At 50.7% G+C, this 23,752-nt stretch carries 24 protein-coding genes and 1 riboswitch; of the genes, 3 read left to right on the top strand and 21 right to left on the bottom strand.

What is annotated here, in order from left to right; all coding sequences use genetic code 11:
* Positions 1 to 3: 3 nt before the first annotated feature.
* From NSQ46_RS14290 to NSQ46_RS14235, 12 genes are all read right to left on the bottom strand, one after another.
* Positions 4 to 732 (bottom strand): metal ABC transporter ATP-binding protein, encoded by a 729-nt coding sequence (locus NSQ46_RS14290; RefSeq protein ID WP_007128271.1) that lies wholly within the window; start codon positions 730 to 732, stop codon positions 4 to 6.
* Between the two features lies 1 nt (position 733).
* Positions 734 to 1,702, bottom strand: coding sequence for a zinc ABC transporter substrate-binding protein (locus NSQ46_RS14285; protein ID WP_040738227.1), 969 nt, complete (start codon positions 1,700 to 1,702; stop codon positions 734 to 736).
* A 388-nt stretch (positions 1,703 to 2,090) separates the two neighbouring features.
* Positions 2,091 to 2,687, bottom strand: a complete 597-nt coding sequence (locus NSQ46_RS14280) for an AAA family ATPase (RefSeq protein WP_007128273.1) — start codon at positions 2,685 to 2,687, stop codon at positions 2,091 to 2,093.
* 23 nt (positions 2,688 to 2,710) lie between these two features.
* The gene (locus tag NSQ46_RS14275; protein WP_312889613.1) at positions 2,711 to 2,923 is read right to left on the bottom strand and encodes a GNAT family N-acetyltransferase; all 213 of its coding nucleotides are present in this window, start codon (positions 2,921 to 2,923) and stop codon (positions 2,711 to 2,713) included.
* A 197-nt stretch (positions 2,924 to 3,120) separates the two neighbouring features.
* Positions 3,121 to 3,318, bottom strand: a complete 198-nt coding sequence (locus NSQ46_RS14270) for a hypothetical protein (RefSeq protein WP_007128276.1) — start codon at positions 3,316 to 3,318, stop codon at positions 3,121 to 3,123.
* A 288-nt stretch (positions 3,319 to 3,606) separates the two neighbouring features.
* Complete coding sequence (gene csaA, locus NSQ46_RS14265; RefSeq protein WP_007128277.1) at positions 3,607 to 3,936, bottom strand: chaperone CsaA; 330 nt, start codon at positions 3,934 to 3,936, stop codon at positions 3,607 to 3,609.
* A gap of 148 nt (positions 3,937 to 4,084) precedes the next feature.
* Positions 4,085 to 4,999 (bottom strand): arylamine N-acetyltransferase, encoded by a 915-nt coding sequence (locus tag NSQ46_RS14260; protein ID WP_040738127.1) that lies wholly within the window; start codon positions 4,997 to 4,999, stop codon positions 4,085 to 4,087.
* 148 nt (positions 5,000 to 5,147) lie between these two features.
* The gene (locus NSQ46_RS14255; protein ID WP_342576892.1) at positions 5,148 to 6,575 is read right to left on the bottom strand and encodes a PLP-dependent aminotransferase family protein; all 1,428 of its coding nucleotides are present in this window, start codon (positions 6,573 to 6,575) and stop codon (positions 5,148 to 5,150) included.
* A 355-nt stretch (positions 6,576 to 6,930) separates the two neighbouring features.
* Positions 6,931 to 7,101: a hypothetical protein gene (locus NSQ46_RS14250; RefSeq protein ID WP_208604277.1), complete on the bottom strand. Its 171-nt coding sequence runs from the start codon at positions 7,099 to 7,101 to the stop codon at positions 6,931 to 6,933.
* Between the two features lie 177 nt (positions 7,102 to 7,278).
* On the bottom strand, positions 7,279 to 7,701 hold the full coding sequence (locus NSQ46_RS14245; RefSeq protein WP_342576891.1) for a VOC family protein: 423 nt from the start codon (positions 7,699 to 7,701) through the stop codon (positions 7,279 to 7,281).
* 112 nt (positions 7,702 to 7,813) lie between these two features.
* Positions 7,814 to 8,644 carry a helix-turn-helix transcriptional regulator gene (locus NSQ46_RS14240; RefSeq protein ID WP_342576890.1) on the bottom strand — a complete coding sequence of 277 codons (831 nt, stop codon included), beginning with the start codon at positions 8,642 to 8,644 and terminating at the stop codon, positions 7,814 to 7,816.
* Between the two features lie 62 nt (positions 8,645 to 8,706).
* Positions 8,707 to 9,288 carry a LysE family transporter gene (locus NSQ46_RS14235; RefSeq protein WP_342576889.1) on the bottom strand — a complete coding sequence of 194 codons (582 nt, stop codon included), beginning with the start codon at positions 9,286 to 9,288 and terminating at the stop codon, positions 8,707 to 8,709.
* Between the two features lie 130 nt (positions 9,289 to 9,418).
* Here NSQ46_RS14235 and NSQ46_RS14230 point away from each other — a divergent pair, with 130 nt between their 5' ends.
* Positions 9,419 to 9,973: an XRE family transcriptional regulator gene (locus NSQ46_RS14230; RefSeq protein ID WP_007128283.1), complete on the top strand. Its 555-nt coding sequence runs from the start codon at positions 9,419 to 9,421 to the stop codon at positions 9,971 to 9,973.
* Between the two features lie 67 nt (positions 9,974 to 10,040).
* Here the strand turns inward: NSQ46_RS14230 and NSQ46_RS14225 are convergent, their stop codons facing one another.
* The 6 genes from NSQ46_RS14225 to NSQ46_RS14200 all read right to left on the bottom strand — a co-directional run bounded on the left by NSQ46_RS14225 (position 10,041) and on the right by NSQ46_RS14200 (position 15,463).
* The gene (locus tag NSQ46_RS14225; protein WP_342576888.1) at positions 10,041 to 10,817 is read right to left on the bottom strand and encodes an ABC transporter permease; all 777 of its coding nucleotides are present in this window, start codon (positions 10,815 to 10,817) and stop codon (positions 10,041 to 10,043) included.
* 28 nt (positions 10,818 to 10,845) lie between these two features.
* Positions 10,846 to 11,622, bottom strand: a complete 777-nt coding sequence (locus NSQ46_RS14220; RefSeq protein ID WP_341033246.1) for an ABC transporter ATP-binding protein — start codon at positions 11,620 to 11,622, stop codon at positions 10,846 to 10,848.
* Positions 11,619 to 12,659 carry an ABC transporter substrate-binding protein gene (locus NSQ46_RS14215; protein WP_341033245.1) on the bottom strand — a complete coding sequence of 347 codons (1,041 nt, stop codon included), beginning with the start codon at positions 12,657 to 12,659 and terminating at the stop codon, positions 11,619 to 11,621. The genes NSQ46_RS14220 and NSQ46_RS14215 overlap by 4 nt, the downstream gene beginning before the upstream one ends.
* A complete protein-coding gene (locus tag NSQ46_RS14210) occupies positions 12,646 to 14,106 on the bottom strand; it encodes an aryl-sulfate sulfotransferase (RefSeq protein ID WP_342576887.1) in 1,461 nt (486 codons plus the stop codon). The genes NSQ46_RS14215 and NSQ46_RS14210 overlap by 14 nt, the downstream gene beginning before the upstream one ends.
* 30 nt (positions 14,107 to 14,136) lie before the next feature.
* Positions 14,137 to 14,676 carry a MarR family transcriptional regulator gene (locus tag NSQ46_RS14205; protein ID WP_007128288.1) on the bottom strand — a complete coding sequence of 180 codons (540 nt, stop codon included), beginning with the start codon at positions 14,674 to 14,676 and terminating at the stop codon, positions 14,137 to 14,139.
* Positions 14,677 to 15,043: 367 nt separating this feature from the next.
* Complete coding sequence (locus NSQ46_RS14200) at positions 15,044 to 15,463, bottom strand: cellulase family glycosylhydrolase (protein WP_342576886.1); 420 nt, start codon at positions 15,461 to 15,463, stop codon at positions 15,044 to 15,046.
* A gap of 228 nt (positions 15,464 to 15,691) precedes the next feature.
* Here NSQ46_RS14200 and NSQ46_RS14195 point away from each other — a divergent pair, with 228 nt between their 5' ends.
* Together NSQ46_RS14195 and NSQ46_RS14190 are read left to right on the top strand one after the other, a co-directional pair.
* Entirely contained in the window at positions 15,692 to 16,888 is a 1,197-nt protein-coding gene (locus NSQ46_RS14195; protein WP_342576885.1) for an AGE family epimerase/isomerase, read from the top strand.
* Positions 16,889 to 17,047: 159 nt separating this feature from the next.
* On the top strand, positions 17,048 to 18,055 hold the full coding sequence (locus NSQ46_RS14190) for a substrate-binding domain-containing protein (protein WP_342576884.1): 1,008 nt from the start codon (positions 17,048 to 17,050) through the stop codon (positions 18,053 to 18,055).
* Positions 18,056 to 18,198: 143 nt separating this feature from the next.
* Here the strand turns inward: NSQ46_RS14190 and NSQ46_RS14185 are convergent, their stop codons facing one another.
* From NSQ46_RS14185 to NSQ46_RS14175, 3 genes are all read right to left on the bottom strand, one after another.
* Positions 18,199 to 19,362 (bottom strand): MFS transporter, encoded by a 1,164-nt coding sequence (locus tag NSQ46_RS14185; RefSeq protein ID WP_213615512.1) that lies wholly within the window; start codon positions 19,360 to 19,362, stop codon positions 18,199 to 18,201.
* Between the two features lie 70 nt (positions 19,363 to 19,432).
* Positions 19,433 to 19,533, bottom strand: a riboswitch (purine riboswitch).
* A gap of 117 nt (positions 19,534 to 19,650) precedes the next feature.
* Positions 19,651 to 20,859: an aminotransferase class I/II-fold pyridoxal phosphate-dependent enzyme gene (locus tag NSQ46_RS14180; protein ID WP_007128293.1), complete on the bottom strand. Its 1,209-nt coding sequence runs from the start codon at positions 20,857 to 20,859 to the stop codon at positions 19,651 to 19,653.
* A 600-nt stretch (positions 20,860 to 21,459) separates the two neighbouring features.
* On the bottom strand, positions 21,460 to 23,703 hold the full coding sequence (locus NSQ46_RS14175; RefSeq protein WP_342576883.1) for a stalk domain-containing protein: 2,244 nt from the start codon (positions 23,701 to 23,703) through the stop codon (positions 21,460 to 21,462).
* Between the last annotated feature and the right edge of the window lie 49 nt (positions 23,704 to 23,752).

The following is a 23,752-nucleotide window of genomic DNA, read 5'->3' as shown; positions in this document are numbered from 1 at the left end:
ATGTTACGCCTCCTTCATGAAGCGAAGGGAACCGCCATAGGCCCGGTATACGTTGTCCTTGGTGAACGCGTCCTCCGTCTTCCCGTGGGCAACGACGGTACGGTTAAGGAGCAGAACGTGATCGAAGTAATCCTCGACCGTCTGCAAATCGTGGTGGACAACCATCACGGTTTTTCCCGACATTTTCAAATTTTTCAGCGTGGTCATAATCGCACGTTCCGTCGCAGCGTCCACTCCGGCCAGCGGCTCATCCATGAAATACAGATCGGCGTCCTGCACAAGAGCCCTTGCCAAAAACACGCGCTGCTGCTGTCCCCCGGACAGCTGGCTGATCTGCCGATCCGCAAAATCGGCCATGCCCATCTGCGCAAGGGACGCCATCGCCTTCTCTTTATGGCTCTTGTTCGGCCATTTCAACCACCCGACGCGCCCGTAGAGTCCCATCATGACAACGTCGAGCGCATTGGTTGGAAAATCCCAATCCACCGATCCGCGTTGAGGCACGTAGCCGACTCTCGTCTTGGTCTGACTCAGCGTTGATCCGAAGAACGATACGTCTCCCGAGAGCTTCGGATGAAGCTCCAGCATCACTTTAAGGAGCGTGGATTTGCCGGCCCCGTTGGGACCGACAATGCTGGTTAACGAACCTTGCTCCACCTCGAACGAAACATCATGAAGCACCTTATTTTTACGATAGGATGCATGCAAGCCTTGAACTTTCAGCACACTCATCTTATTCACCGCTTCCTGTTAATGCATGATAAATGGTTTCAACGTTATGGCGATACATTCCGATGTAGGTCCCCTCCGTCGTCCCTGCTTCCCCCATTGCGTCAGAGAAAAGCTCTCCGCCTAGCTTCACGTTGAGCCCTTTCTTGGCTGCTCCTTCAATGACCGCGTTGATGGAAGCCGGGTTGATGCTGCTTTCAATAAAGACGGCGGGGATGTTGTGTTCAAGCAGCGTATCGATCGTCCCGTTGATGTCCGAAAGACCGATCTCATCCTCAGTACTAAGTCCCTGCAGCCCGACGACCTCCATGCCGTGCATGCGGCCAAAATATCCGAACGCATCATGCGCAGTAACGATAACCCGCTGAGCTTCAGGAATTTGACGGATCTTGTCTTTAGCTTCTGCCTTCAGTTCATCCAGCTTGGCGAAATAATCCCGCTTGTTTTGTTCAAAATATTCGGCATCATCAGGCGAGAAGGCTTTCAGCTCTTCTACAGCCGAATCCAGCGCCAGCTTCCATAGGTCGATGTCAAACCAGACATGGGGATCAATCGCCTTACCTTCATCCTCAAGCAGCTGATCCCTCGGGATCGCATCCGCAATGGCCAGCACCGGTTTATTTTTACCAATCTGCTCAAAGATCTCCGTCATATTTCCTTCGAGATGCAGGCCGCTGTAAAATACGACATCGCTGCCTTGCAGCTTCTGAATGTCTCCTTGCGTAGCATTGTATAAATGCGGATCAACCCCGGGCCCCATCAGGCTTTGGACCTCTACCCGGTCACCGCCGATGACGGTAATCGGCTCTGCAATCTGACCAATCGTCGTCACAATTTGGATTTTCTCTGCAGGATCCCCTGATGCTTGGTTCGTCTGCGGCTCACCGGAAGCACATCCGGATAGCACGAGTACCAGACTCAGCATGACCGCTCCCAGCATTTTCGTCGTTTTACTGAACAATTTGGTTTTCATCTTCCATTTCTCCTCCTCCAACGTATTGCCTTGTTCGAACATGACAATGTGCTTCTCCCGTCAATTCCATCCTGCATCAAACCAAATGTAATTCCTTGTACCAATTATTTTGCCTTAGGTAAACTTTAATAGCTATGTACAAAAAATAATCCATCATTAGGCATTTGTCAATACGATTTTGCCGTTCTTACGCAAACCACAACAAAATCAACGTCAAAATTCCTTGTGGTTATCCTTGTTTTTCGATTTTTTAAACGGATGCAAATTATTTAGAAGCGGTTAACTTATTTTCCTTTGATGATGAAAATACTGTATAAAACAAAAAAACGAAGCCCCTGGTCAGGTTCTTCGCTAGTTTCTGGTTTTATACTTGTATCTTTCGCTTAAGTTATCCTAAAAACCGAACATGGGAAAGCTTCGTTTTCATGCGGTCCAGCTGTTTTCTCGTACGGCTTCGACGATCGGGTAGCAGCTGAATGCCGGCATGTTCGGCAATCACCGAAACCACCTCATCGATGGATAGCCGATCCGTATCGATATGCTGCCGGAATACTTCCTGCGATAATCCGCTGATGCATCGGTCAATCTGCTGGGCTGCCCATGAATTCGCTCCTTCATAACGGCTACGAAGGCGCTTAAGGAGGACCTCCCTTGAAGCACACAAGGTAAAATGCCGAACATCCACACCGTCCCGGCGGAGCCTTCCTACGATTTCATCGAAATATTCCGGATTGGTTACCGTCATTGGCGCAATGATGATGCGGTTAGACTCCTGGTCCATGTGCTTGAACATGGCGTAATTAAACTCACGCCACATCGGGTAATGCTGGAAATCATCCCGCTTGGCATCCGGCGGCAGGTTTGACCGAATGAAATAGCCGGCATTTTCCGGATCGTACACATACGAATTCGGCAATCTGCGATGAAGCTCGTGTGCAGCTTGCGTCTTCCCGGAGCCGAAAGCTCCGTTAATCCATAGAATCATGGTTTACCTCCTGAATAAGGCCCTTATTTTCTCAAAAAATCCGGAGTTCTTGTCAGCGTCTTGCCATGATCCCGCACGAAGCCGAACTGCTCGTACAGACCGTGCGCATCCCTTGTTGCCAAAATGCCGAATAAATTTCGGTAATCCGGATGTCCGGTAATCGTTGCGATTAGCTTTTTGCCTACGCCTTGAGCCCGGTAAGCCGGATCCACGTAGACGTCGCATAACCAATACACGGTCGCCCCGTCGGTGACCACACGGGCAAAGCCGATTTGCCGCTCGTTATAATAAAACCGAGCCCTTCAATGAATCCAGGATTTTAGATCGGGACCGCTTATTGGCCCAATAGCTGTCATGCAGAAATCTTAAGATGGCTGCTGTATCCAGCAAGGAAGGGTCGCTGCTGATCGTCACGTCTTTGAGATCCAGGGGTTCATTCATGATGCAAGATCCGATCATTAACATGGAGCCTCTTCTGCTCCAGGATCTTTTCTCTCAGCCGATCGCATTCCTCGTTGATCCGAGCAACTTTGCGTCGCGTCAGAAAACGGAGAAAAACAAGCACCGCATACTGTGCAAAGGTCCAGCCGGATGACACCTCGTCGTCATGGTGATAGAAGCCTGCGTTCATGGATCCCCCTCCTAACCCTATGGGTTCATTTAGAAAACCTTCCCAGTTACCATCTTATGATAACCGAACGAATAAAACAACGCCCCTGGCGGCAATTCGCCATCCTGCTGTTATTGGCCGTCTCGTTGATAATTGTTTCAAAATAAGCGTTTCCCATCTCGCGGAGAAGATGATCGAGAACGCTTGCATAACATATCGGGTGGCATTCGGCAGCTATGGAAACAACTCGGTTCAACCATTTAAAAAAGGCTCCGAGCAGCTAAGCCCCGGGCCTTTTCTTCGATATCGTCATGCAATTGGGGTGCCGTCGGGCAGCTTGTATTCCGGCCGCAACAGGACAACATCTCCCTTCTCCGGAACTCCGCCCAAGACCAGCACCTCGGATTCAAAGCCTGCAATGCGTCTCGGCGGAAAATTCACAATCGCCGTTACCTGGGTGCCGATCAGCTCCCCGGCGTCGTATCGGCGCGTAATTTGCGCGCTAGTCCGCTTGATTCCAAGAGGACCGAAATCAATTTTCATTTTAATCGCCGGAACGCGGGCTTCCGGGAAAGGCTCGGCGTCCACGACGGTTCCAACACGGATATCCAGCTTCAAAAAATCTTCGATCGTTGCCATGTTGATTCGCTCCCTTGCAATGGTTACCGAAGTTTTGCCATGAACTTCGTATGGTGGGAATCATCATAACATCAGCAGCGGAAAGGCCGCAAGTTCGAGAACGGTTATAATCATTTCATCTGGGGGCGAGCCCAGCGATGAAGAAGGCTCATATGCTTCCAGTACGATATTTCTGCTCCTCCATCTCCCTTAGCCAACGTTCATGGAGTCTGGTAATTTTGTCCCATATCCCTTCACGCTCCAGCTCCGAATAATGGACGAGTTCCTCATGGAATAGATCGGCCAGCACTTCTCTCCACTGAGCCTTGCTTACGATTTCTGAGGAATGCATGCCCGCTTCATCCCATGACTTCAATATCCGGCCTTTGAGCTCATGGATTCTGTTCACGCTCCGCTGCCTTACAATGAACAGGTCGCGCCAAGGCGACTCGGGGGATCGGCTGTAGAATTTATGGTTAGCTGTGAAAACATCCAGGGTGTCAACCACATCAGGAGCATAATCTATCCCAACATAGGAATTGGCAGGATCATGCGTCAGACGCCAGCCTCCTTGTACCACAGCGGACTCCATGAGGCTGTAAGAGAACGGTCCTTGACGATATGTCCCATATCTTAACGGTATCGGTTCATAAGGCATATCACCTAATCCGACATCAACGATCCATGGCTCTTCTTGTCCGTCGTCATTGGCTAAGCTCACGGTAATCCCTAGATGAAATCCGTTAATTCGCGGCTCTTGCCCGATCGGCTGTACTCCCGCCCGATGCCACCGTACCTTATAACCCAAAGCCTGAAGCAGCGTGCCGAACGCGCCGTTCAGATGAAAGCAGTACCCGCTGCGCCGGCTCAGCATCAGCTGAATGGAACTCCGCACGTCCATAACGGTCGGTTTACCCGCAAAAATATCGACGGTTTGCCAAGAAATTCGCTCTACATGTGCTTGATGAAGCTCGAACAAAAACGCTTGTGTTGGAGCCTTTCTATCGTAAATTCCCAATCGGTTTAAATATGATTTGACTTCCGCATCCGTAATCAATATCTCCACTCCTCTGTGATCAGCCATCTGTAATATATGCTATATCGCTTCTGACCTTAAGGAAATGGTCAGAAAAGGCAGATTTAAAGAGACAGTTGCCGTCGCGCCTCAAAGCCTGATTTTACGCCATTTTCTTGATCACGGAGGTTAGGTCACGGGGTTACGCGGCGGTTCATTAATCAAGCGACCAGGCATTACGCAGCAGCTGGATTCCGTACTCCATCTCTTCCTCCCGCAACCCCGCAAATCCCATATATAGTCTCGGGTACTGTCCGGCATCCTGCGTTTGCCCGATCCACATCTTTCGCAGATCATAAACCCTTACTCCCTGTTCCGCCGCAAGGCGAATCAACTCCTCTGACGTGACATGCTTCTTAATCGTCAGCTGGATATGCAATCCCGAATACTGGCCGGAGATCTCCACATGGTTGCCAAGATAAGTATGAAGGATGTCAATTAGGTGTCGATGCCGCTTCCGATACAAGCTTCTCGTTCTGCGGATATGACGGTACCAATGCCCCTCCTTGAAAAAAGACTCCATCGCCCACTGCTCAACCCGGGACGGAGCAAAAAACAACGTATGCGGCATCTTCTTCAACCGATTCATCAAATCCGGCGGAAGAACCAGATAGTTCATCCGAAGCGTCGGCGTCAGCACCTTGGAGAAAGTTCCCGCGTAAATCACCCTTCCGCTCCGGTCCAGACCTTGGAGGGAAGGAATCGGCTTTCCATGGTAACGAAATTCGCCATCATAATCATCCTCGATGATATATGCATGGTTGTCCTCTGCCCATCGCAGCAGGCGTTCCCGCTCGGGGTATGGCATAATGCTCCCTGTAGGAAATTGATGGGAAGGCGTGACATACACCAGCTGTACCTGCCTCCGCTTTAACGCAGTGATCGATATGCCGGAGTCCCCGACCGGGATCGGTATGACCTGAAAGCCGTTCAAATGGAATTGATCACGGACAAGGCTGTAGCCGGGCTCTTCGAATGCCACCGCTTGGATGCCCTTAAGCAATTTGGAGAGAATCCCCATGCTGTATGCCGTGCCCGCTCCGATGACGACTTGCTCCGGCGTAGATTGCACGCCCCTTGAATTCCGCAAATAATCGGAAACCACCATACGAAGACCGTATTCGCCTTGCGGATCACCGTAATGACCGATTTCTTGCAGATGTTGGTCCAGCGATTCCTTGAGCATTTTATTCCAGATCCGTACTGGAAAAGCACCCGGGTCTAGTGCTGTCGGATTAAAATCAACTTGAACCGGAGGCAAGCTGTATTCCGTGCCTAGCACTGGTGCAGCCGCAGCAGGTTTAGCAGCCTCCCCGCTTATAGGTCGCGCCACTTCGCGTTGGTACGGGTTAACGGCATACAGGCCGGAACGGGGCTTGCTGATGACATAGCCCTCCGCCGTCAGCATCTGGTAGGCCGTTTCAATCGGGGTTTTGCTAATATTCAACTGATTTTGAAGCGACCTTACCGAAGGCAGCCGCTGTCCGTTTGCTATAACCCCGCTTCGAATGCTGTCGCGTATGAGGAAATACAATTGCTGGTATAGAGGCTGCTCGCTTTGCTCCGGTAGAATAAGATCGATCATAAGAACGCTGCCCCCAATCTGGTGTTTGAAATGTCGCGTGATATGCAATTTATAATATCTCCGGCCTCTTTAATGTCATGGACAGGTGACCTGCACGATTTATTAAAAACTGACCATTTTATAGTAGTCAGATTTATTTTATTATAGAACTTGCTTACCGACTAGATCCGAATCCGCCTTCATCGGTCTCTCCCTTGCATGATCGAGTCGTGACCGTGAGCATCGGTAGGACCAGCCGCAACAACAACGTTCGCGTCGGGAGGAAGAATAACATGAGCTCATTCATCCATCTAAAAGACAAAATCGGCCAAGGCATAACATTTCGGCAATTCATGGATACGACAATGGAAGGGTCCTAGGTCGATGGGGCGCCCGTCCCGCTTATATTCAAGCGGTCATGGACCAGTTCAAGCGTGAGAACCCGGACAAAGAAGCGCATGAATACCAGACTCGCCTTGACGAGACATACCGACGGATCGGCCAGCTGTACAACGAAGCGACGTTCTATCAAGTCGTAATCGTTCAAGAAGTAAAGGATCTCCTGCAGACGTTCCCAGCACCTGGCCTTGAAATATAAAAATCGCAGGCCTTGGCCTGCGATTGCACTTATGTTATCCTTGATCGCTTACCTTATTCTTCATTACCTACATTATCCCTGTTTATCTCCTATTACAGTACGCTGTTCTCAATCATTCCACGGCGTTTAATCTTCCAGCTCCCAAGCCGGATTCCAGCATATTTCCCACAGATGCCCGTCCGGGTCAAGGAAATGACCCGAGTACCCTCCCCAGAACGTATCTTGAGCGGGGACAGTTACGGTTGCCCCTGCCTTTACGGCTTGCTCCATGACCTCATCGACTTCTTTCTTGCTCCCGACATTATGGCCGATCGTCATTTCCGTCGAGCTTGGTGCATGATGCGGGACATTCGCTTCCACGGCCAAGTCCTTGCGACTCCAAATCGCCAGCTTCACGCCAGCCTGCAGATCGAAAAAGGCAACCGCTCCATGCTCAAACTCGGTTCCGACAATCCCCTCAGTCGGCAAGCCGAGTCCGTCGCAGTAAAATTTCAGCGATCGCTCCAGGTCATCAACGCCAAGCGTTAGTACAGATATACGCGGTTTCATGATACATTCCTCCTAAACGTGTGGCTTTCGCCTTCAGGTTTAACTTCCTGTCACTATTTATTTTCGCTTCCGATAACCCGTAAAGGATTGTAAAAAACGGACATCTTGTACACTAACCCTGGCTGCACGGGGCATGGAACACCTGCTGAGGCGAAGCGCCGTAGAATCGTTTGAAGCTGTGGATAAAGTGCGACTGGTCATAATAGCCGTATTTAGCGGCGATATCCGGAAACCGGAAGGATCGAGCATGAAGCAGCTCCCGCAGCAAATATTGAAACCGGATGATGTCCGTCATTTCTTTGGGACTGATGCCCAGCTCTTTTTGAAAAGCCCGACGTACCGTTCGTTCGCTGTAATGGAGCTTCTCCGAGAGGGATTTGACGCTCAGCATCCCCTTCTCTTCGTATACATATCGGAGCCCATGCAGCAAAATCGGCTCGTCAAGGGAGAAGTCTGCCCGATTTAACCTGTTCCATAAATAAGATTCCATTCGCCCGATCCGCTGGCTCGTCTCGGCAGCTGTCATGATGCTCTCGCTGAACTCGACGGCGTCCCTACCCCAAATCTCATGCAAGAACACTTGCGTATTCCGGAATTCCGAGACGGGAAAGCGAGTGAATAAACGAACCGTCTCCGAATAGAAGCGGACGCCGAACAGGCAGTGATCCTCCGTTATGGAGAACGCGTCCGGTACAGTCATAACCCCTGCCACGAAGGCGCATTCGGAGGCGGAACGGGAATGGAGGTCAAATATAATGTCGACGCATCCGTCGGGCAAAATGCGATGCTGCGGCGGGCGAGCCGATGGCCGCACATCCAGTGTCCAATACGCGGCCACATAAGGACTCAGTCCAGGACTTGGCAGAAATTCGCGATAGCTGTAGGAAGCGTCCGGATGAGAAGTCTCGATCATCGGAGCTTGCAGCGGGTTGAACGATCGCATGGTCTCCCTCCCATTCGTTCTGACGTCGCTTTCATTATACGATATTTGGCCTCTCCCTTGGGCTAGTTCGCGAAAATGGATACCGCACTGTATATGAGCAGCAACCCCATCGCAATATTGAATGCTCGCTCATGGCGGTCAAGGAAACTTTGGAGGAGCCTGCCGCCTAATGCCCAAGTTAAGTTGGCGCTAATCCCAACGGCCGTCAGCAGTAATGAAAACATGATCAATTGAATGCGTGAATCCGCCACAGGGATTACGAAGGACGAAATGGCCGTAAAACCGTATAGAATCACCGTGGGATTGATGAATTGAAAGAAGAATCCGAACCAGAAGGAATTCATGCCTCTGGCAAGGTCTTCGTTTTGCTGCGGCTTGCTTCTCATGATTTTGACGGCTAAATACAGCAAATACAAGCTCCCCAACAAATCCAAAGCGATCTTGACCCTCGGAATCCATTGATTTAACGCAAAATTGAAGTAACCGGACAACAGCATGATGACGAAGCATCCCGCTGCAACCCCGCCGATAAACTTTAGAACGGCCCGGTACCCGTATTTTTGGGCCAGGGTCATCGAGATAATATTGTTCGGTCCCGGCGTAAAGGATGAAACGAGAGCAAACATAAGCAAAGGTATGAGCATGGCCGCCTCCTCCCCTCTTTTTGTATGATATAATTTACGATGTGTGCACTATAACGTATGTACGTTTAATTATACATTACGTGCGTTATAACGCACAATCTAAAATTTGTTCAGCAGGAGGCACTCGAACATGAAGCATATCAACAGCATTCTCGCTCAAAACTTGAAGCGGCTCAGGGAAGAACGCAAGCTTAGCCTGGACAAAGTGGCTGATTTGACCGGAATCAGCAAGACGATGCTCGGCCAAATTGAACGCGGCGAATCCAGCCCCTCGATTGCTACCGTATGGAAAATCGCCAATGGGCTGAAAATCTCATTCACCTCCCTGATCCATGAACCGGCAACGGATACCGTTGTCGTACCTGCCGATGAGGTCCAAGCATTGGTTGAGGATAATGGAAAGGTCCGTATCTATCCGTTGTTTCCGTTTGAGGACGGACGCAGATTTGAAATCTACTCGCTTCAGATGGAGCAAGGGGGATATTTAAGCGCGGAGGCTCACATCGACGGAACGGAGGAATTTATTACGGTGTTCGAAGGAGAACTGACGATTCGGATCAGTACCGAGGAATACACGGTGCGTCGCGGGGATTCGATTCGCTTTAAAGCCGATAAACCTCATGTTTATCACAACTCCGGCGAAACGACTAACCAGTTCAGCATGGTGATTCATTATAGAGAATAATGCTGGGAATCAGACAAATTAAACGCATCCTGTTAATAGGATGCGTTTAACGGGGATGCATTTAATCTTAACGTCGAAGCGCCTGGGTGCTGACCACCCCGTATCGGGATAACAGCTTCCTGCCGAGCAGCGCCACAGCGCGATCCGTCAGAAAGCCCATTAAGCCGAGGCAGAAGAGGCCTACGAATATCCAGTCCGTACGGAAGAACAGCCTGGAATTCCAGATCAAATACCCGACGCCTTCGTTGGATGCAATCATTTCAGCTCCGATAATCGCCATGAACGACGTCCCCATGGCAAGCCTTACCCCCGTGAACATATACGGAACCGTTGCGGGAATGATGACATGAAGAACCGTTTGCCATTCGGATGCGCCCATGCTCCGGGCGGAACGGATTTTGTCCTCTTCCACGGACAACACGCCAGTCAGCGTGTTCAGCACCACGATAAAAAAAGTGGCGTACAAGATAAGTGCGACCTTTGACGTCTCCCCGATCCCGAACCAGACCAGAAATAACGTAATGAAGGCAATCGGCGGAATAAAGCGGATGAAATTCAGGAAAGGCTCTGCAATGGCTCGCACGGCATTCACCTTGCCGATAATGAGCCCTGCGGGAATCGCGATCAGGCTGCCTAGCGTCCAACCGAGCAGAACCCTGTAGGAGCTGATGCCGATGTAGCTTAACAGCGTTCCGTCTTGAAGCAGCTCATACCCGCCTTTTCCCGTATCGATTGGCCCCGGCAGAATTTCCGGTCCGTAGACCCATGCCAGGAGCTGCCACGCCGCCAGTATGACAAACCAGAAGATGAGATGGCGAATGCCTTTGATCATGTTATTGCTCATCGTTCTCCAAACTCCTTTCTTCGCATCGCTAGTCATCAAAATGCTCTTGGATTCGATTATGAAGCCGGTGGAACTCCGGCTCGGACAAATCGCGCGGATAAGGCAAAGGGACGTCGTAAATATCCGTGATCCTGGATGATGGTCCTGCGGACATAATGCCGATCCGTTCTCCTAGGAGCAGCGCCTCCTGGATATCATGGGTAACAAAAATAACGGTTTTATTCGTTTTTCTCCAGATATTGACTAATTCCCTTTGCATCGTGCGTCTCGTCATGGCGTCAAGCGCCCCGAACGGTTCGTCCATAAGCAGAATTGCAGGATCGTTCGAGAGCACTCTGGCCAGTTGAACGCGCTGCTTCATGCCGCCGGACAGCTCCCTCGGGAATTTTTGCTCGTGCCCGGCCAGCCCAACCAAAGAGATATACCGATCCGATATTTCCCTTCGCATCATGGCAGGCAACCGTTTCATCCGCAGGCCGAATTCCACGTTCTCCCGGACGTTCAGCCACGGAAACAAGGAAGAATCAGCCTGCTGAAATACGACAGCGCGGTCCTGACCGGGGCGCTCAACTTCTCGTTCCCCGACCTTCACCTGGCCTGACGTCTTGGATACGAAGCCCGCGATGAGCCCGAGCAGCGTTGATTTGCCGCAGCCGCTCGGCCCGAGCAGTATGAAGAACTCTCCGCCTTTCACCGTCAAATTAACATCCTGAATGATGTAATGCAGTTCCCCTGCTCCCGGCTGCGAGAAGCTTTTGTTCAGCTGCTCAATATATATCCCGTTCGTTTGCGGCGCAGCGCTCATTGATCGCCATCCCCTTTCTTGATATCGATAACGCGTTCGGGAAATGCCTCCCTCACGATATCCAAATCCAATTTCTCGTTCAGGTCAAAGTCTCTCTCGATAATGCCGCTGGACACCATATACTCCTTCTGTCCTTCCAGCCCCTCGTAAGCCTTATCCGAGAATCCGATGCTCCATGGATTGACCGGAAGATCCTTTAGAGTCGCGTCCTTCGGTTGCTTTACTTCCGCGTACATGATTTCCGCCGTTTCCTCCGGATGTTTCTGCGCGTATTCCGAAGCTTCATCAAGCGCCTTGAGGAACTGTACAAACCCTTCACGGTTCTTCTTCAGAAGCTCGGTCGGCGCGATCAGCCCCGTGCCGATCCGCACCGGCGTCTGCGACATATCGGTCAGCTCGCGCGCCTCTGAAAGGGCGCTGAATTTTTCATTCAGAACAGCACCGTATACCCATGCTGCGTCAATCTCCCCTTTTTTCAACGCGACGTAAGCCTCATCGAAGCCTCCCTGGCCGACGAGCTCCACATCGGAAATAGCAATACCGTTCTCGGCCAAGTACACATCCCATAGATAAGGAATAAAGGTCCCTCTTGAGAAGCTCAGCTTCTTGCCTTTCAGATCGGCTGCGCTTTCGATTTCCTTGCGAACGTACAGCTTCCACTCGCTAGCGCTGAGATCCGTTGCCGTACCGGATGAAGCAAAGATGGTGTAATCGCCCTTACCGGCAGCGTTCAGAAGCGGAAAGTCGGCGCCGAATGCAACATCCACCTGTTTGATGAACAGGGAGTTCACGCCTTCGGCAGGCGTTGCGAAATTTACCAGCTCCGCTTCGATTCCGTACTTTTCGAAGATCCCCTTGGATTTCGCAACGCGGAATGTCGTATTTGTGGAAATATCCGCAATTTTAAGTTTTAGCCGGCTTTCCTGCTGCTCCTCACCTGATACGCCGCTGCAGCCGCCAAGCAGACTCGAGATGCTCAATAAGCACAGAAGGAGCAAGACACTTCGTTTTCCACCATTTCGGCTAGTTCTGTTCATGGCGATCCCGGTCCTTTCTGGCCGTTTCATCCGTTCTGGCCACGCAGAGGGCTCCCTCTCCGTAAGAGATCGTCCCTTCAACTTCAACGGTCGTAATGGCCCCACGCGGTGCTGCTCCCGGAAGGCGGTAATCGGCGACATCGATCTTGGGGATCTCCGTTTCGATGGGCTTCTCAAGCTGCGGAACCCAATCGTACGGCACACGATACGCCCGGTAGACCATGTTGGAGTTCCGGTTGTTTTTATACGGCGATATGTACTCCCATACCAGCTCATGCTCCCGTGTCACTTCGAAGATCCGCCCGTCCGCGCCTTCCGTAATCAGCGTGTTGCCGTTAGGGAGGCGCTGCGCCGAGCTGATGTACGGACTGTAGAAACGGTAGGAGTCCAGCGGTGCCTGAAAGCCGGCTTCCGTCGGTGTGTACTGCCATTCGATCTCCAAGGTAACGGGATTGATCTCCAGAACGCGGGAGTGATCCCGGCGAGCAACCTTCAGACCGTCAGGCGACTCCGGATTAGGACTTCCATATCCGCCCCAGCCCCCGTTGTCGAAAATGAGAATGTTTCCTTCGCCCGGAAGCCCCTTGGGGATCAGATGAGCATGGTGCTGACCAATGATCCAGCCAATATGCTTCACTTCCTCCTGATCATAATTCGGGCCCAGCTTCCAGACGATTTCGCCTGTACGTTTGGAGATGATGGCAATGATATTGCTTTCTCTGGCATCCCAGATGATGTTATCCGGATGGAAACGCTGGTCTCCCGCATCATAATGCTTGTTGGGCCCTAATACCGACACCGAATTGATATGCATCCAGTCACCTGCATGGACGCCGAAGCCGCGGGTGTTCGGGTCCCGATACAGAGACTGCTTCGCATCTTCGTCAAACCCAAGCTCGGAGAAATGATCGCTCACGGACCACTCCCATACGATTCGCCCTTCCCAATCGACTTCAATAATCGTGTCATCAAGCAGCTCGATGCTCGCGATCTCGGAACGGGTGACATTTTTGTGCGCAAGGATGATCGTTGTGCCCGAGTCGGTCTTGGGTTCCTGCCCCGGCGCATAGTAGCCTACCGGGTTGCCTTCCCGCTGATAATCATGATGCTGGCGAGCCATCCACTGCGGAGAATGACCCGGATCTTCGATAAATTCATAGCGGTCAAATTTCCATACGATATTGCCTTCCCAATCGACCTGAACGAGATTGCTCTCATCCTGGAAGCCATATTTCGGATCCCGCTCGGAAGTGCTGCCTAGTACAAATCCTCCTGGAAACAGCTTGTTGGGAAAACCACGCAGCCCTTTCCATAGGTGTACCTCTCTGCCATTCATGTCAATCAGGAGCGCGCCGACATCAGCTGCCTGAAATATCGTATAGCCGCTCCAGGCCTTTTCAGGCAAATATACCGTCGCACCCGTAGGATAAATCGTCGGATGTCCCATAGTTCAACCCACTCCTTAATAACGTGATCATTAATATGAGATAAAATCCCGGTTACGCCGGGAAGCTGGAGATCCGCCTTTTCCCGCTGGTCCTTCGGAGATATGGCCGACCAGCTCGTCAATCCGTTCCGAGAAGCCCACCAGCGATTCGTTGAGTCGTTTAAAATAATGGATTTGCTGAATTAACTCCTCTTGCGAAAAAGTGCCGAACAATAAATCGATGATGCAGGTGCCAACCTCCTGATTTCGAAGCAGCATCTTCCGCCCACGCTCCGTAATATTAAGCGCGATTGAGCGCCTGTCGGTCCGGCTTCTCTGCCTGACGGCAAACCCGGCGGCCTCCAGCTTGTCGCACAGGGCGGTAACTGCCCCGGACGTGAAATCCAGAACCTCCGCAAGATCGCCTAATCGCTGTTCGCCGTTTCGCTCAATCGTCTTCAAGATCAGCAAGCCGGGAAGGGATACGCCCTCTACCGAAATCTTGTCGCGTTCTTTCACAAATCTACGAACAAGCTTGCGAAAATGCCAGTCCGCCTCTTCCATCAATATCCAATCCTTGTTTTTCTCCATACCGCTCCTTTCCCGGTTAGCATACCCTCCGTCTGCCGGTCGGTGAATCAGCCTTGCGCTCCTTAAAAGGCGCGGCCTTTCTGCCTTCGTTAAAGCAGAAAGGCTCCTGCCATTCTTACCTCTTACACGAGGTGAGAATGATCAGGAGCCTTTGGTGGACCAATCGGCTGATTATATCTTTCAATACTAAGATAATGAGCGTTCATTTAATGATAAATGAACCACTTGCTTGTGCTTAGATTAAACCCATTAATTCAACCTGTCAAGTGGGAATTAACTAATACTTCTGCTCAGTTAAATATTCCGGCTTTCTTCGAGGTTTGCTTTATCCCATTCGCTCCATTCACCACGGTGTTTCCCCAGCTTGTTAAGCTTCCGGAGGGCCCTGTCGCCAGATCGAGGGAGGGGAAGCCTGATCATCCTTGCCTGTCGCATCGTGCACTTCAAGCACAGCGATCATGCCGTTATCATTGACAAGCGAAATGATGCTCTTCACAGCGTCCACATCGTCTCTTGTCCATTGAGCTCCGTTCGATAATACTATCCGTACCGTATTGGCACCCGTAATGGCGATGGCAGGAATCGCAGTATGGAGTTCGTTTTTATACCAGGTGTGGGCATGGTTCACCCCCCTCATCACAAAAGCCTTTCCGGTTGAGTCATACAACGTGGTTCCGCTTACATAAAAACCGGCAGCAGTCTCTGTTCTCGAAAACCCGCTTCCGACCACAGTGAGCATAAGAGCGACTAACAAATGAGTCCTCCATCCGATCCATAATGACAACACGCTTTTTCCTCCTTTAGGAACGAACGGATATCAACGCGAATTCTTCATCAGCTCGATTTAAGTTATCGTTTAATTTATAAATGGAGTTTATAATGCGGATTTTTAATAATCAATCCGATTTCAACGATCCCTGGTATTTGCGTTGTGTCGAACTTCTGCGTTGACATATATGGTCCTCAACCATTAGATTTATATTTAGTTAATCGATTACTTTATATGGAGGCTCTTATGAATACACATGATCCGATCTTTAATGAGATTCGCAAGGAATGGCTTGAGCATATCCTCCCCTTCTGGACCCGTTTAAAGGATGAATCAAATGGCGGATATTACGGCGAAGTCGATTTCTCACTTACCGTTAAGCCTCGTGCTCCGAAAGGCTGTATTGCGAATTCAAGAATCTTATGGAGCTTTGCCGCAGCCTATCGCGTCACGGGAATTGCGGATTATCTTAAATGCGCGCGACATGCGTTCTCCTTCCTTACCAAGCGGCTGCTGGATTCCGAATTGGGCGGGTTGATCTGGATGGCAGACTATCAAGGAAATCCGCTGGACACCCGTAAGCACATCTATAATCAAGCCTTCGGCGTATACGCTTTAAGCGAATATTTCCGTGCAACCGGTGAACCTGACGCGCTGAAGCTCGCACAGGAGCTGTTTAAAACGATTGAAACGGTCGGTTATGATGAGCAAATCGGGGCCTATCGGGAAGAGTTTGACCGGGAATGGAACGAGCAGCCTAATGTAATGCTGAGCGGCAACGGAGTTGTGGCAGACATTACGATGAACACGCATATCCACGTTCTTGAAGCCTATACCACGCTTTACCGCATTTGGCCGGATCCGCAGGTGAGGCAATCGCTGGATCGGCTGCTGTCTATATTGCATGATCGTATGTTTGATCCGGAGCTTAGAAGGCTTAATGTTTTCTTCGACAAGAACTGGGCATCGCTAACGGATGTGACTTCCTTCGGCCACGACATTGAAGCAAGCTGGCTGATTCAAGACGCGATTGAAGCTGTAGAGCTTTCGAATCCGAAGTATAAGCAAATGGTCCTTGCCCTCGCCCATTCCGTATCCGAGCGTGCCATACAATCGGATGGCTCCGTGATGAACGAGGAGGAAGGCGGCCGGCTGGATACGACCCGCATATGGTGGGTGCAGGCCGAAGCGATGGTCGGCTTTCTGAATGCGTATGAGCTCACGGGCGAAGCACGCTTCCTCGAACTTGTGCGAAAGATATGGAGCTATACCAGCCAGATGCTCATCGATCCGCGTCCGGGCGGTGAATGGTACTGGTCCGTTGACGGGCAAGGAAATCCCGCTGGACGTGAAATTGCCGGTCCCTGGAAATGTCCCTACCATAACAGCCGCTTCTGCATTGAGATGCTGCTTCGGATGGAGCGGATGCACCTAAAGGCTTAATGATAATATTAGCCGCTGGTCTCGTCTTTATTTGTCATTCCCAAGCAGGTATACTTGATTTTGAACCAGGCGAGCATTCTCTCGAATCTAAAGCCTTGCTAATACTTCAGAGAGAAAAAAAGGCTTGCAGCCATTGCTGATAAGGAGAGAGACATTGCGGTGAGCAAACATATTACGATGAAGGATATCGCCGAAAAGCTAGGCGTCAGCACGGTAACGGTATCCAAAGCTTTGAATGATAAGGAGGGCGTTGGCGGCGAGCTGAAGCAGAAGATCAAGGCTGTCGCGGTGGAACTGGGCTACCGTTTGAACACGGCCGCCAAGTCGATGCGCGAAGGATTAACCTACAATATCGGCGTAGTCATTCCCGAGCGGTTTACCGGACCGGATCAGTCGTTTTATTTAAGGGTTTATCAGGAAATAGCGAAGGCGCTTGAATCCTATGGCTATTACGGCATCCTTCATATTCTAAGCAGCTCGGATGAGCAGGAGCTCCAACTGCCGCGCGTGTACTATGACCGGAAGGTTGACGGCATTATTCTGCTCGGTCAGATCAGCAAACCATATATCGAGCTTATGGATTCGACCCGGACGCCGATCGTGTTTCTTGATTTTTATGACGATCATCGCGATATTGACGCCGTGGTCACCGATAATTTTTACGGTGCCTATGAGCTGACGAACTACTTGATCCGTCAGGGACATCGGAACATCGCTTTTGTTGGAAGCATCCATTCCACGAGCAGCATTCAGGACCGCTTCCTCGGATATTACAAGTCGCTTCTTGAACATCGGATTCCGCTTCGCCAAGAGTGGGTTCTTCATGACCGCGATGAGCACGGGAGCTTCGTCGACATCGCCCTTCCTGATGAAATGCCAACGGCCTTTGTATGCAATTGCGATCAGGTAGCCTATCTGGTAGTCCAACAATTGAAGAATGACGGCTGCCGCATACCGGATGATTGCTCCGTCGTCGGCTTTGACAATGATATCTACGCCACATTGACCGACCCGCATCTAACGACGGTGGAGGTCGATATTGAACAGCTGGCGCAATCCTCCATCCAGGCCATGCTGGGCAAAATCGCTTCGCCCGACCTGCGGCACGGCCGCATCGTCGTTCCGGGCAAAATCATTTACCGCGAATCCGTGCGAAAGCTGCTATAGCCTTCTCATGCATAAAAGACGCAAAAAAAGGCAACTGCCCTGTGAACTGCACCCCCTATTGTTATTGTTAGACATAACTTAACAGTGGAGCTGCAGTTCACCTGTAGCAGCTGCCTTTTATTCAATTTTGCTTCGGGTTAACCTCATTTGCTCAATCTTGCTGAAAGAGCGGGCCTAGTCAGGGAATAAATCGCACACACAAGGGAGATAATGACCACCCCGCCTCCAACCCATGCCGTACTGCTGACAGAGCCCCCCTGCTCCAAGACGATACCTCCGATAGCTGAACCAAGGGAAATGCCAAGCTGCAGCGCTGAGTTGTTGAAGCTTTGCTGGATATCGGACGTGTCCGGGTCCACCTGAATCAGGTAGTTTTGCAGCGGCGGAGCCAGGCTCCAGCTTAACGCACCCCAAATGATCATGACTGCCATGAACAAGACCATGGAGAACGTCGTGAACGGCAAGGCAAACAGTACCAGCATAAATGAAGTAATGATCATAATAATGCTCTTAGGGGATCCGAGAGCATCGGCAAGTGCTCCGCCAAAAGCACCTCCACCTACGGCTGATAAGCCGAATATAAAGTAGAAGACACTAATCCAGTACGGGCTCAGCCCCAGCTCCGACTCCAGAAACGGCGTAAAATACGCGTATACGGTATAATGTCCCGCCAGCATAAACAAGCATGCCAGATGAGCCCCGGCAATTTTCGGATTGGCCAGCGCCTTGATCTGCTCACGGAGCGGAGTCACTTGATCCGGCTGGATCCGGTCCAGGAAGAAGTAAATAAGCGCCATCGATCCGATCGACAGGACGCCGATCCCGAGAAACAGAACGCGCCATCCGTAGGCTTCGCTAATCATGATCCCCAGCGGCACCCCCAGCACCAAGGACGAGCTGATGCCCATATAAATGAAGCCAAGAGCCTTAGCCCGGTGCGCAGGCTCCACCACCTTCGCCGCAATGGTCAGCGACAGCACAATAATAAGCGCCGTGCTCATGGCCGTCAGTATTCTTGCAGCCATCAGCATCGTGAAATTCGGACTTACGTATGCTATCACGTTTGCGACAAAGAATACGAACAGGGACAGCATATATAGCCGCTTACGTTCCATTTTTGCCGTCAAAGCAAGAAGAACCGGCCCCGAAAAAGCATAGATCAGGGCGAATACCGTGATCAATTGCCCTGCGGTACCGATTGAAATATTTAAATCTTGAGCAATTTGGGGCAAAATACCGCCGACAATCAATTCCACCAATCCAACGCATATGGTTGAGATTGCAAGGATAAGCACCTTCAAATTCATTTGCTATCGATCTCCTTCCATCATCGCATGTATAACTTCTGCGGCCAAAAAAATAATCCTGACGACGGAAAATGAAAAAGCCATTTTCAGTAGTCAGGATTTTTACGGTTCCTGGTAGAGACCCTCAGACCATATTAATGAGGTTATACTAGCTGTGAATATTCGTTTCTAGCACTGTTGAATAATTTATCACATCGTTTGTTAATGATCAACCCTATGAAACATTTTTTCAGAGATTTTCAAATTATCTTAGCAAAGAATGATCCAACATCTGCCGCATCCGAAAGCTTACGCAAATTCACTTAGGAATGAGCCGATCCGTCTTGCGGCTTCACGCAGCACATGCTCTTCCTGCACTAGCGCAATGCGTACGAATCCTTCCCCTTCGGAGCCGAAAGCATCGCCGGGGATGACGGCGACACCGGTTTTGAGCAACAGCTCCCGAGCGAAAGCTCGCGAGCTCCAAGGCTGATTGCGCTGCAAGAATGCCGGCGGTAGCTTGGCCCACAGGAACATGGTCGCACACGGCTTACGTACCTCCCACCCTGCTTCAGCCAGTGCTTCCACCAATACGTCTCGGCGGGACTCGTACAACGATGCAGCCGCATTTCCGGCTTCGGGGTCCGCCATAGCATCCTTCAATGCAGCAATTGCAGCGGACTGAATCGGTTTAAATACGCCAAAATCGATGTTGTTCTTAAATTCGCGAAGCGAACCGACAGCCTCCGGATTTCCGGTCAGGAATCCAACTCGGCATCCGGCCATATTGAAGCTTTTCGAGAATGAATGGAGTTCCACCGCAACTTCTTTGGCGCCTTTCGCCTGCAAAATGCTGACTGGCCGGTAACCGTCAAATCCCATTTCCGAATAAGCCATATCATGCACAATCAGCACATGATGCCGCTTCGCCTTCTCGACCAAGGATTCGAAGAAGGCTAGATCGGCTTCCGCCGCAATCGGATTGCCGGGAAAATTCAGCAGGATGAAAACCGCCTGCTCCCATACCTCTTCCGGAATTCGATCCAGATCGGGAAGGAAGCCCCGCTCCTCTCTCAAGGGAACATGCCAAGGGGTTACGCCTGCAATGGCCAATGCGCCGGTGTAGATCGGATACCCCGGATCGGGAACGATGGCGATATCTCCAGGATTGCAGATGGCTTGGGCCAGATGGGATAGTCCATCCTGCGAGCCCATTAAGGCCAGCATTTCGGAATCAGGGTTTACCTTGACCCCATAACGGTATGCCATCCAAGCCGCACATTGGCTGCGGAATTCCGGCGTGCCGCTTGTGCCTGGGTAAGAATACTGCTCTTCTTTCATCACTTCCGAGCTTAGCGTTTCGCGTATCGTTAATGAGGGGCCGCGGTCCGGGCTGCCGATGCCCAAATCGATCACTTGTTTACCTGCTTGCAACGCCTCCTGTTTCCACTCCGCGACCTCCGCAAAAATGGAAGAGCCGAGATGTGAGAGCTTATCGGCGCGCCATGAACGGCGCATTCTAGAATTCGTCAATGATTACACCCGCTTTTTTTGCATTTATTATAGCATGAATAAGCTCTACACTGGGCAGGCCCCAAGGCGTTCCCTTCCCTGCATATGAATAACTCCCTGCCTTAACCGCCTCTCATAATCAGTCTATAACCTGTGAGCTCATCGCCTAACCTTCGTTTAAAAATAGTTGTTGTTCTAAGTTCCACATGGGTACTTGCGCACTCAACGCATGCACAGGAGACGTATGATATACCAGTTCATGGGGAGATGTTCGCGGATGGGATGTCCGACTAGGAAAAAGAAACGATGCAAAAAAAACTAAAACTGTGGGATTCAAACCAAAGAAGAGAAAACGCAAGATTAGGATAAAAACGGTTCGAATGTCAGTTCCGTCATCAAGAAGTTGTTGCTCGAAGCAGGGTCGGGCACAATCAGAAAGCCTAACGAAGTGCCCAGAAGGATACGCGTAAAATTCAACAGGTACGTGTTGCGCCAGAAGAAGGGATAATTCTCTTTGTTTTTCCTCACTCCTACAAAAAGACCCCACTCTCAAAGCCGAAGCCGTAAGTGTGGAGTCTTCATGAATCTATAGGGGATACCCATTCATTATTGCTTTAATTCCGGCATCTGAGTAAATAACAGATTCACCGGCAGATTGCTGCCTGGGGCCGCGGTCAGAATAATGTCTACCTGCTGTTCATAATCGCCGGTCCGGTACAGAACCGATTGTTCACCAGGGGATACCTGGCCTAACGAGTAGATCGGCGTAATCGTTCCGTTAACCATTGCATAGCCGGAATACTTTCCGCCGCGCGGGTTAAACGAAATCAGCGTATTCGGCGCAACGCGGTCCAGCGTAATTTTGTACAGGACGCCAAAGTTACCCGTATTCGAGGTAGTATCTCCGACCATCGGGTCCGTTCCCTGAAGGTTCGGATCATCCATGTTATCCCCTAGAACCAACCGCTGGGGATCCGCGCCGACAAGCTCGGAATAACGGATGACACGGGTGGAATCCGGATAGGTGCCGCGGTTATGCACACCGTCTCGGTTCAAGATCGGGAGCTCCGGCAGCACCTTCAGCGGGTCGGCTTTCTCGTCGATCATAATGACATCGAATTGAATCGGCAAATCGCTGTACATATCCGAATATAAAGAGATGACATGCCCTTGCTTCATGCGGACTTCGCTAAGCTCGGTCATCACCAGCTTCTGCTCGCCCGGTGCAAGTGTTACCGACATTTGCTTCGAACCATCCTGCATCGATTGGAAGTAATTCAGCACCGATTTCTTCCCTGCCGCTGTGGCGATCGGAGAAGGTCCGGCAAAACCAAGAAAGTCTTGGCGAAGCGTTACCGGCGTGCTGTTTTTGTTTGTTGCCACGACGTACATCTTAACGTTCTTATTCAAGTTGTTCACATGGTGGATCATAAACCGCATATCCCCGGATGCCGTTTCCCGATAAACAATGCCTTCGCTGTTGACGGTCTCCGGGCTGTTGCTGCGGATCAGCGTGCTCGGCTCGTCATAGAACTCGTAATTGATTTTATCTCTGGATGTCACCGAGCCCGTGAAAGTGAATTTCTCGCCTTCCGGAATAAAGAGCTTGTTGAAGTCTTCTTCTACATACAGGGTTTCGTCTGTGATATGAATCGTATGCTCGTAAGTGGAGCTGAGCCCCTTTCTGTCCGTTACGGTCAGCCGGATCGTATGAACTCCCGGAGTAAAGTATGCATACTGCTTGTTTTCCCATTTGTAGGTCAATTGCTCGTTCTTATCTATGTCGTCATAGCTCTGATCGATGATCGTGACCAGCTCACCCATCTTGTATTCGCCCTTATCGGTATCAAACATGGCGACAGGCGGCTGGTTAGGTTGAACGACGGTAATTTTTACGCTGTAAGGATCACTCCAGGTTCCGGTGGAGTCCTGAACGGCATAGGTAATGGTGTACTCTCCCGGCGTATCGAATATGTCCTGTCTTCCTTCCCAGCGCTCATTGATGATCTCGCCCTGGGCGTTCTCAACCTCTGTGGTGTATGTAACGGTCGTTTGTCCGGCCAAAATCTCTTTCGGACCCACGGTGAATTTGGCTACCGGCTTGGTCTGCAAATTCATGATTACACGCTTGCCCGCGTTATCAACGGAATAAGGAATCTCTAACGCCTGCGTGATGGCAGTCAGTGGAACCATAAAGGTGCCGTTAGTCTGATAGGAAGTGCCCTTCATGTTCTTGGATACGCCGTTCACGGTGTATTTGCTGCTGTTTGTTTTGAATCGGAGCTCGTTGCTGCCTTTTGTGATTACCGTCTCCTTCGTTTTCTTGTCATAAGAGACCTTGAAGCCGACCCGATCTACGAGAGCACGAATGGGAACGTAGGATATGCCCTTCTTCACTTGCATCGGCTGAGGCGCATTGTAGGTTACACCGTCTTGAATCATCTTGGTGCTGTTGAAATAAAGAATAAGTTCTTTGCCGCCAGCGCTTGTCTGGTTATTTGGATTATTTGGGTTATTTGGATCATTCTGATTATCCTGGGCTTCTCCAGGAACGGTTGGCTCTTGTTCGCCGCCCGTGCCTCCTGCTGCCGGATCGGTCGTACCATCTTGCTCTTCAGTAACTTCCCCTGTTACTGTCTCTGTCGAAGCAGCGTCCGTTTGAGAAGTTTGAGAAGTTTGCGAGGTCCCCTTCGTTTCGGCGCTCTTGTTCGTTGCTGTCTGTTCGTACACTTCTTGGGTCACTGTTCCCGACTTGTCGTCCGGGACACTTGCATCCGCACTCGCCGGATATGCCGCAGCAAGTTGAGCTACAGCGAGCACAGCAAGCAGTGATCGTTTCTTCAGTTTCATTCCTAAGCTCCTTCTAATCCTATTTTGTTTATAATGAAAGATGTCCATA

It is taken from the genome of Paenibacillus sp. FSL M8-0142 (assembly GCF_038597315.1).
In the GTDB taxonomy this organism is placed as follows: domain Bacteria; phylum Bacillota; class Bacilli; order Paenibacillales; family Paenibacillaceae; genus Paenibacillus_AQ; species Paenibacillus_AQ lactis.
The sequence above is the reverse complement of the archived record's forward strand: the minus strand, read 5'-3'. Positions and strand labels throughout refer to the sequence as shown.

Bases quoted from the DNA above. Each gene is read 5' to 3' on its own strand.
- NSQ46_RS14290 (WP_007128271.1), bottom strand. From the start codon at position 732: ATGAGTGTGCTGAAAGTTCAAGGCTTGCATGCATCCTATCGTAAAAAT.
- NSQ46_RS14285 (WP_040738227.1), bottom strand. From the start codon at position 1,702: ATGAAAACCAAATTGTTCAGTAAAACGACGAAAATGCTGGGAGCGGTC.
- NSQ46_RS14280 (WP_007128273.1), bottom strand. From the start codon at position 2,687: ATGATTCTATGGATTAACGGAGCTTTCGGCTCCGGGAAGACGCAAGCT.
- NSQ46_RS14270 (WP_007128276.1), bottom strand. From the start codon at position 3,318: ATGAACGCAGGCTTCTATCACCATGACGACGAGGTGTCATCCGGCTGG.
- csaA (WP_007128277.1), bottom strand. From the start codon at position 3,936: ATGGCAACGATCGAAGATTTTTTGAAGCTGGATATCCGTGTTGGAACC.
- NSQ46_RS14260 (WP_040738127.1), bottom strand. From the start codon at position 4,999: ATGGCTGATCACAGAGGAGTGGAGATATTGATTACGGATGCGGAAGTC.
- NSQ46_RS14255 (WP_342576892.1), bottom strand. From the start codon at position 6,575: ATGATCGATCTTATTCTACCGGAGCAAAGCGAGCAGCCTCTATACCAG.
- NSQ46_RS14245 (WP_342576891.1), bottom strand. From the start codon at position 7,701: ATGAAACCGCGTATATCTGTACTAACGCTTGGCGTTGATGACCTGGAG.
- NSQ46_RS14240 (WP_342576890.1), bottom strand. From the start codon at position 8,644: ATGCGATCGTTCAACCCGCTGCAAGCTCCGATGATCGAGACTTCTCAT.
- NSQ46_RS14235 (WP_342576889.1), bottom strand. From the start codon at position 9,288: ATGCTCATACCTTTGCTTATGTTTGCTCTCGTTTCATCCTTTACGCCG.
- NSQ46_RS14230 (WP_007128283.1), top strand. From the start codon at position 9,419: ATGAAGCATATCAACAGCATTCTCGCTCAAAACTTGAAGCGGCTCAGG.
- NSQ46_RS14225 (WP_342576888.1), bottom strand. From the start codon at position 10,817: ATGAGCAATAACATGATCAAAGGCATTCGCCATCTCATCTTCTGGTTT.
- NSQ46_RS14220 (WP_341033246.1), bottom strand. From the start codon at position 11,622: ATGAGCGCTGCGCCGCAAACGAACGGGATATATATTGAGCAGCTGAAC.
- NSQ46_RS14215 (WP_341033245.1), bottom strand. From the start codon at position 12,659: ATGAACAGAACTAGCCGAAATGGTGGAAAACGAAGTGTCTTGCTCCTT.
- NSQ46_RS14210 (WP_342576887.1), bottom strand. From the start codon at position 14,106: ATGGGACATCCGACGATTTATCCTACGGGTGCGACGGTATATTTGCCT.
- NSQ46_RS14205 (WP_007128288.1), bottom strand. From the start codon at position 14,676: ATGGAGAAAAACAAGGATTGGATATTGATGGAAGAGGCGGACTGGCAT.
- NSQ46_RS14195 (WP_342576885.1), top strand. From the start codon at position 15,692: ATGAATACACATGATCCGATCTTTAATGAGATTCGCAAGGAATGGCTT.
- NSQ46_RS14185 (WP_213615512.1), bottom strand. From the start codon at position 19,362: ATGAATTTGAAGGTGCTTATCCTTGCAATCTCAACCATATGCGTTGGA.
- NSQ46_RS14180 (WP_007128293.1), bottom strand. From the start codon at position 20,859: ATGCGCCGTTCATGGCGCGCCGATAAGCTCTCACATCTCGGCTCTTCC.
- NSQ46_RS14175 (WP_342576883.1), bottom strand. From the start codon at position 23,703: ATGAAACTGAAGAAACGATCACTGCTTGCTGTGCTCGCTGTAGCTCAA.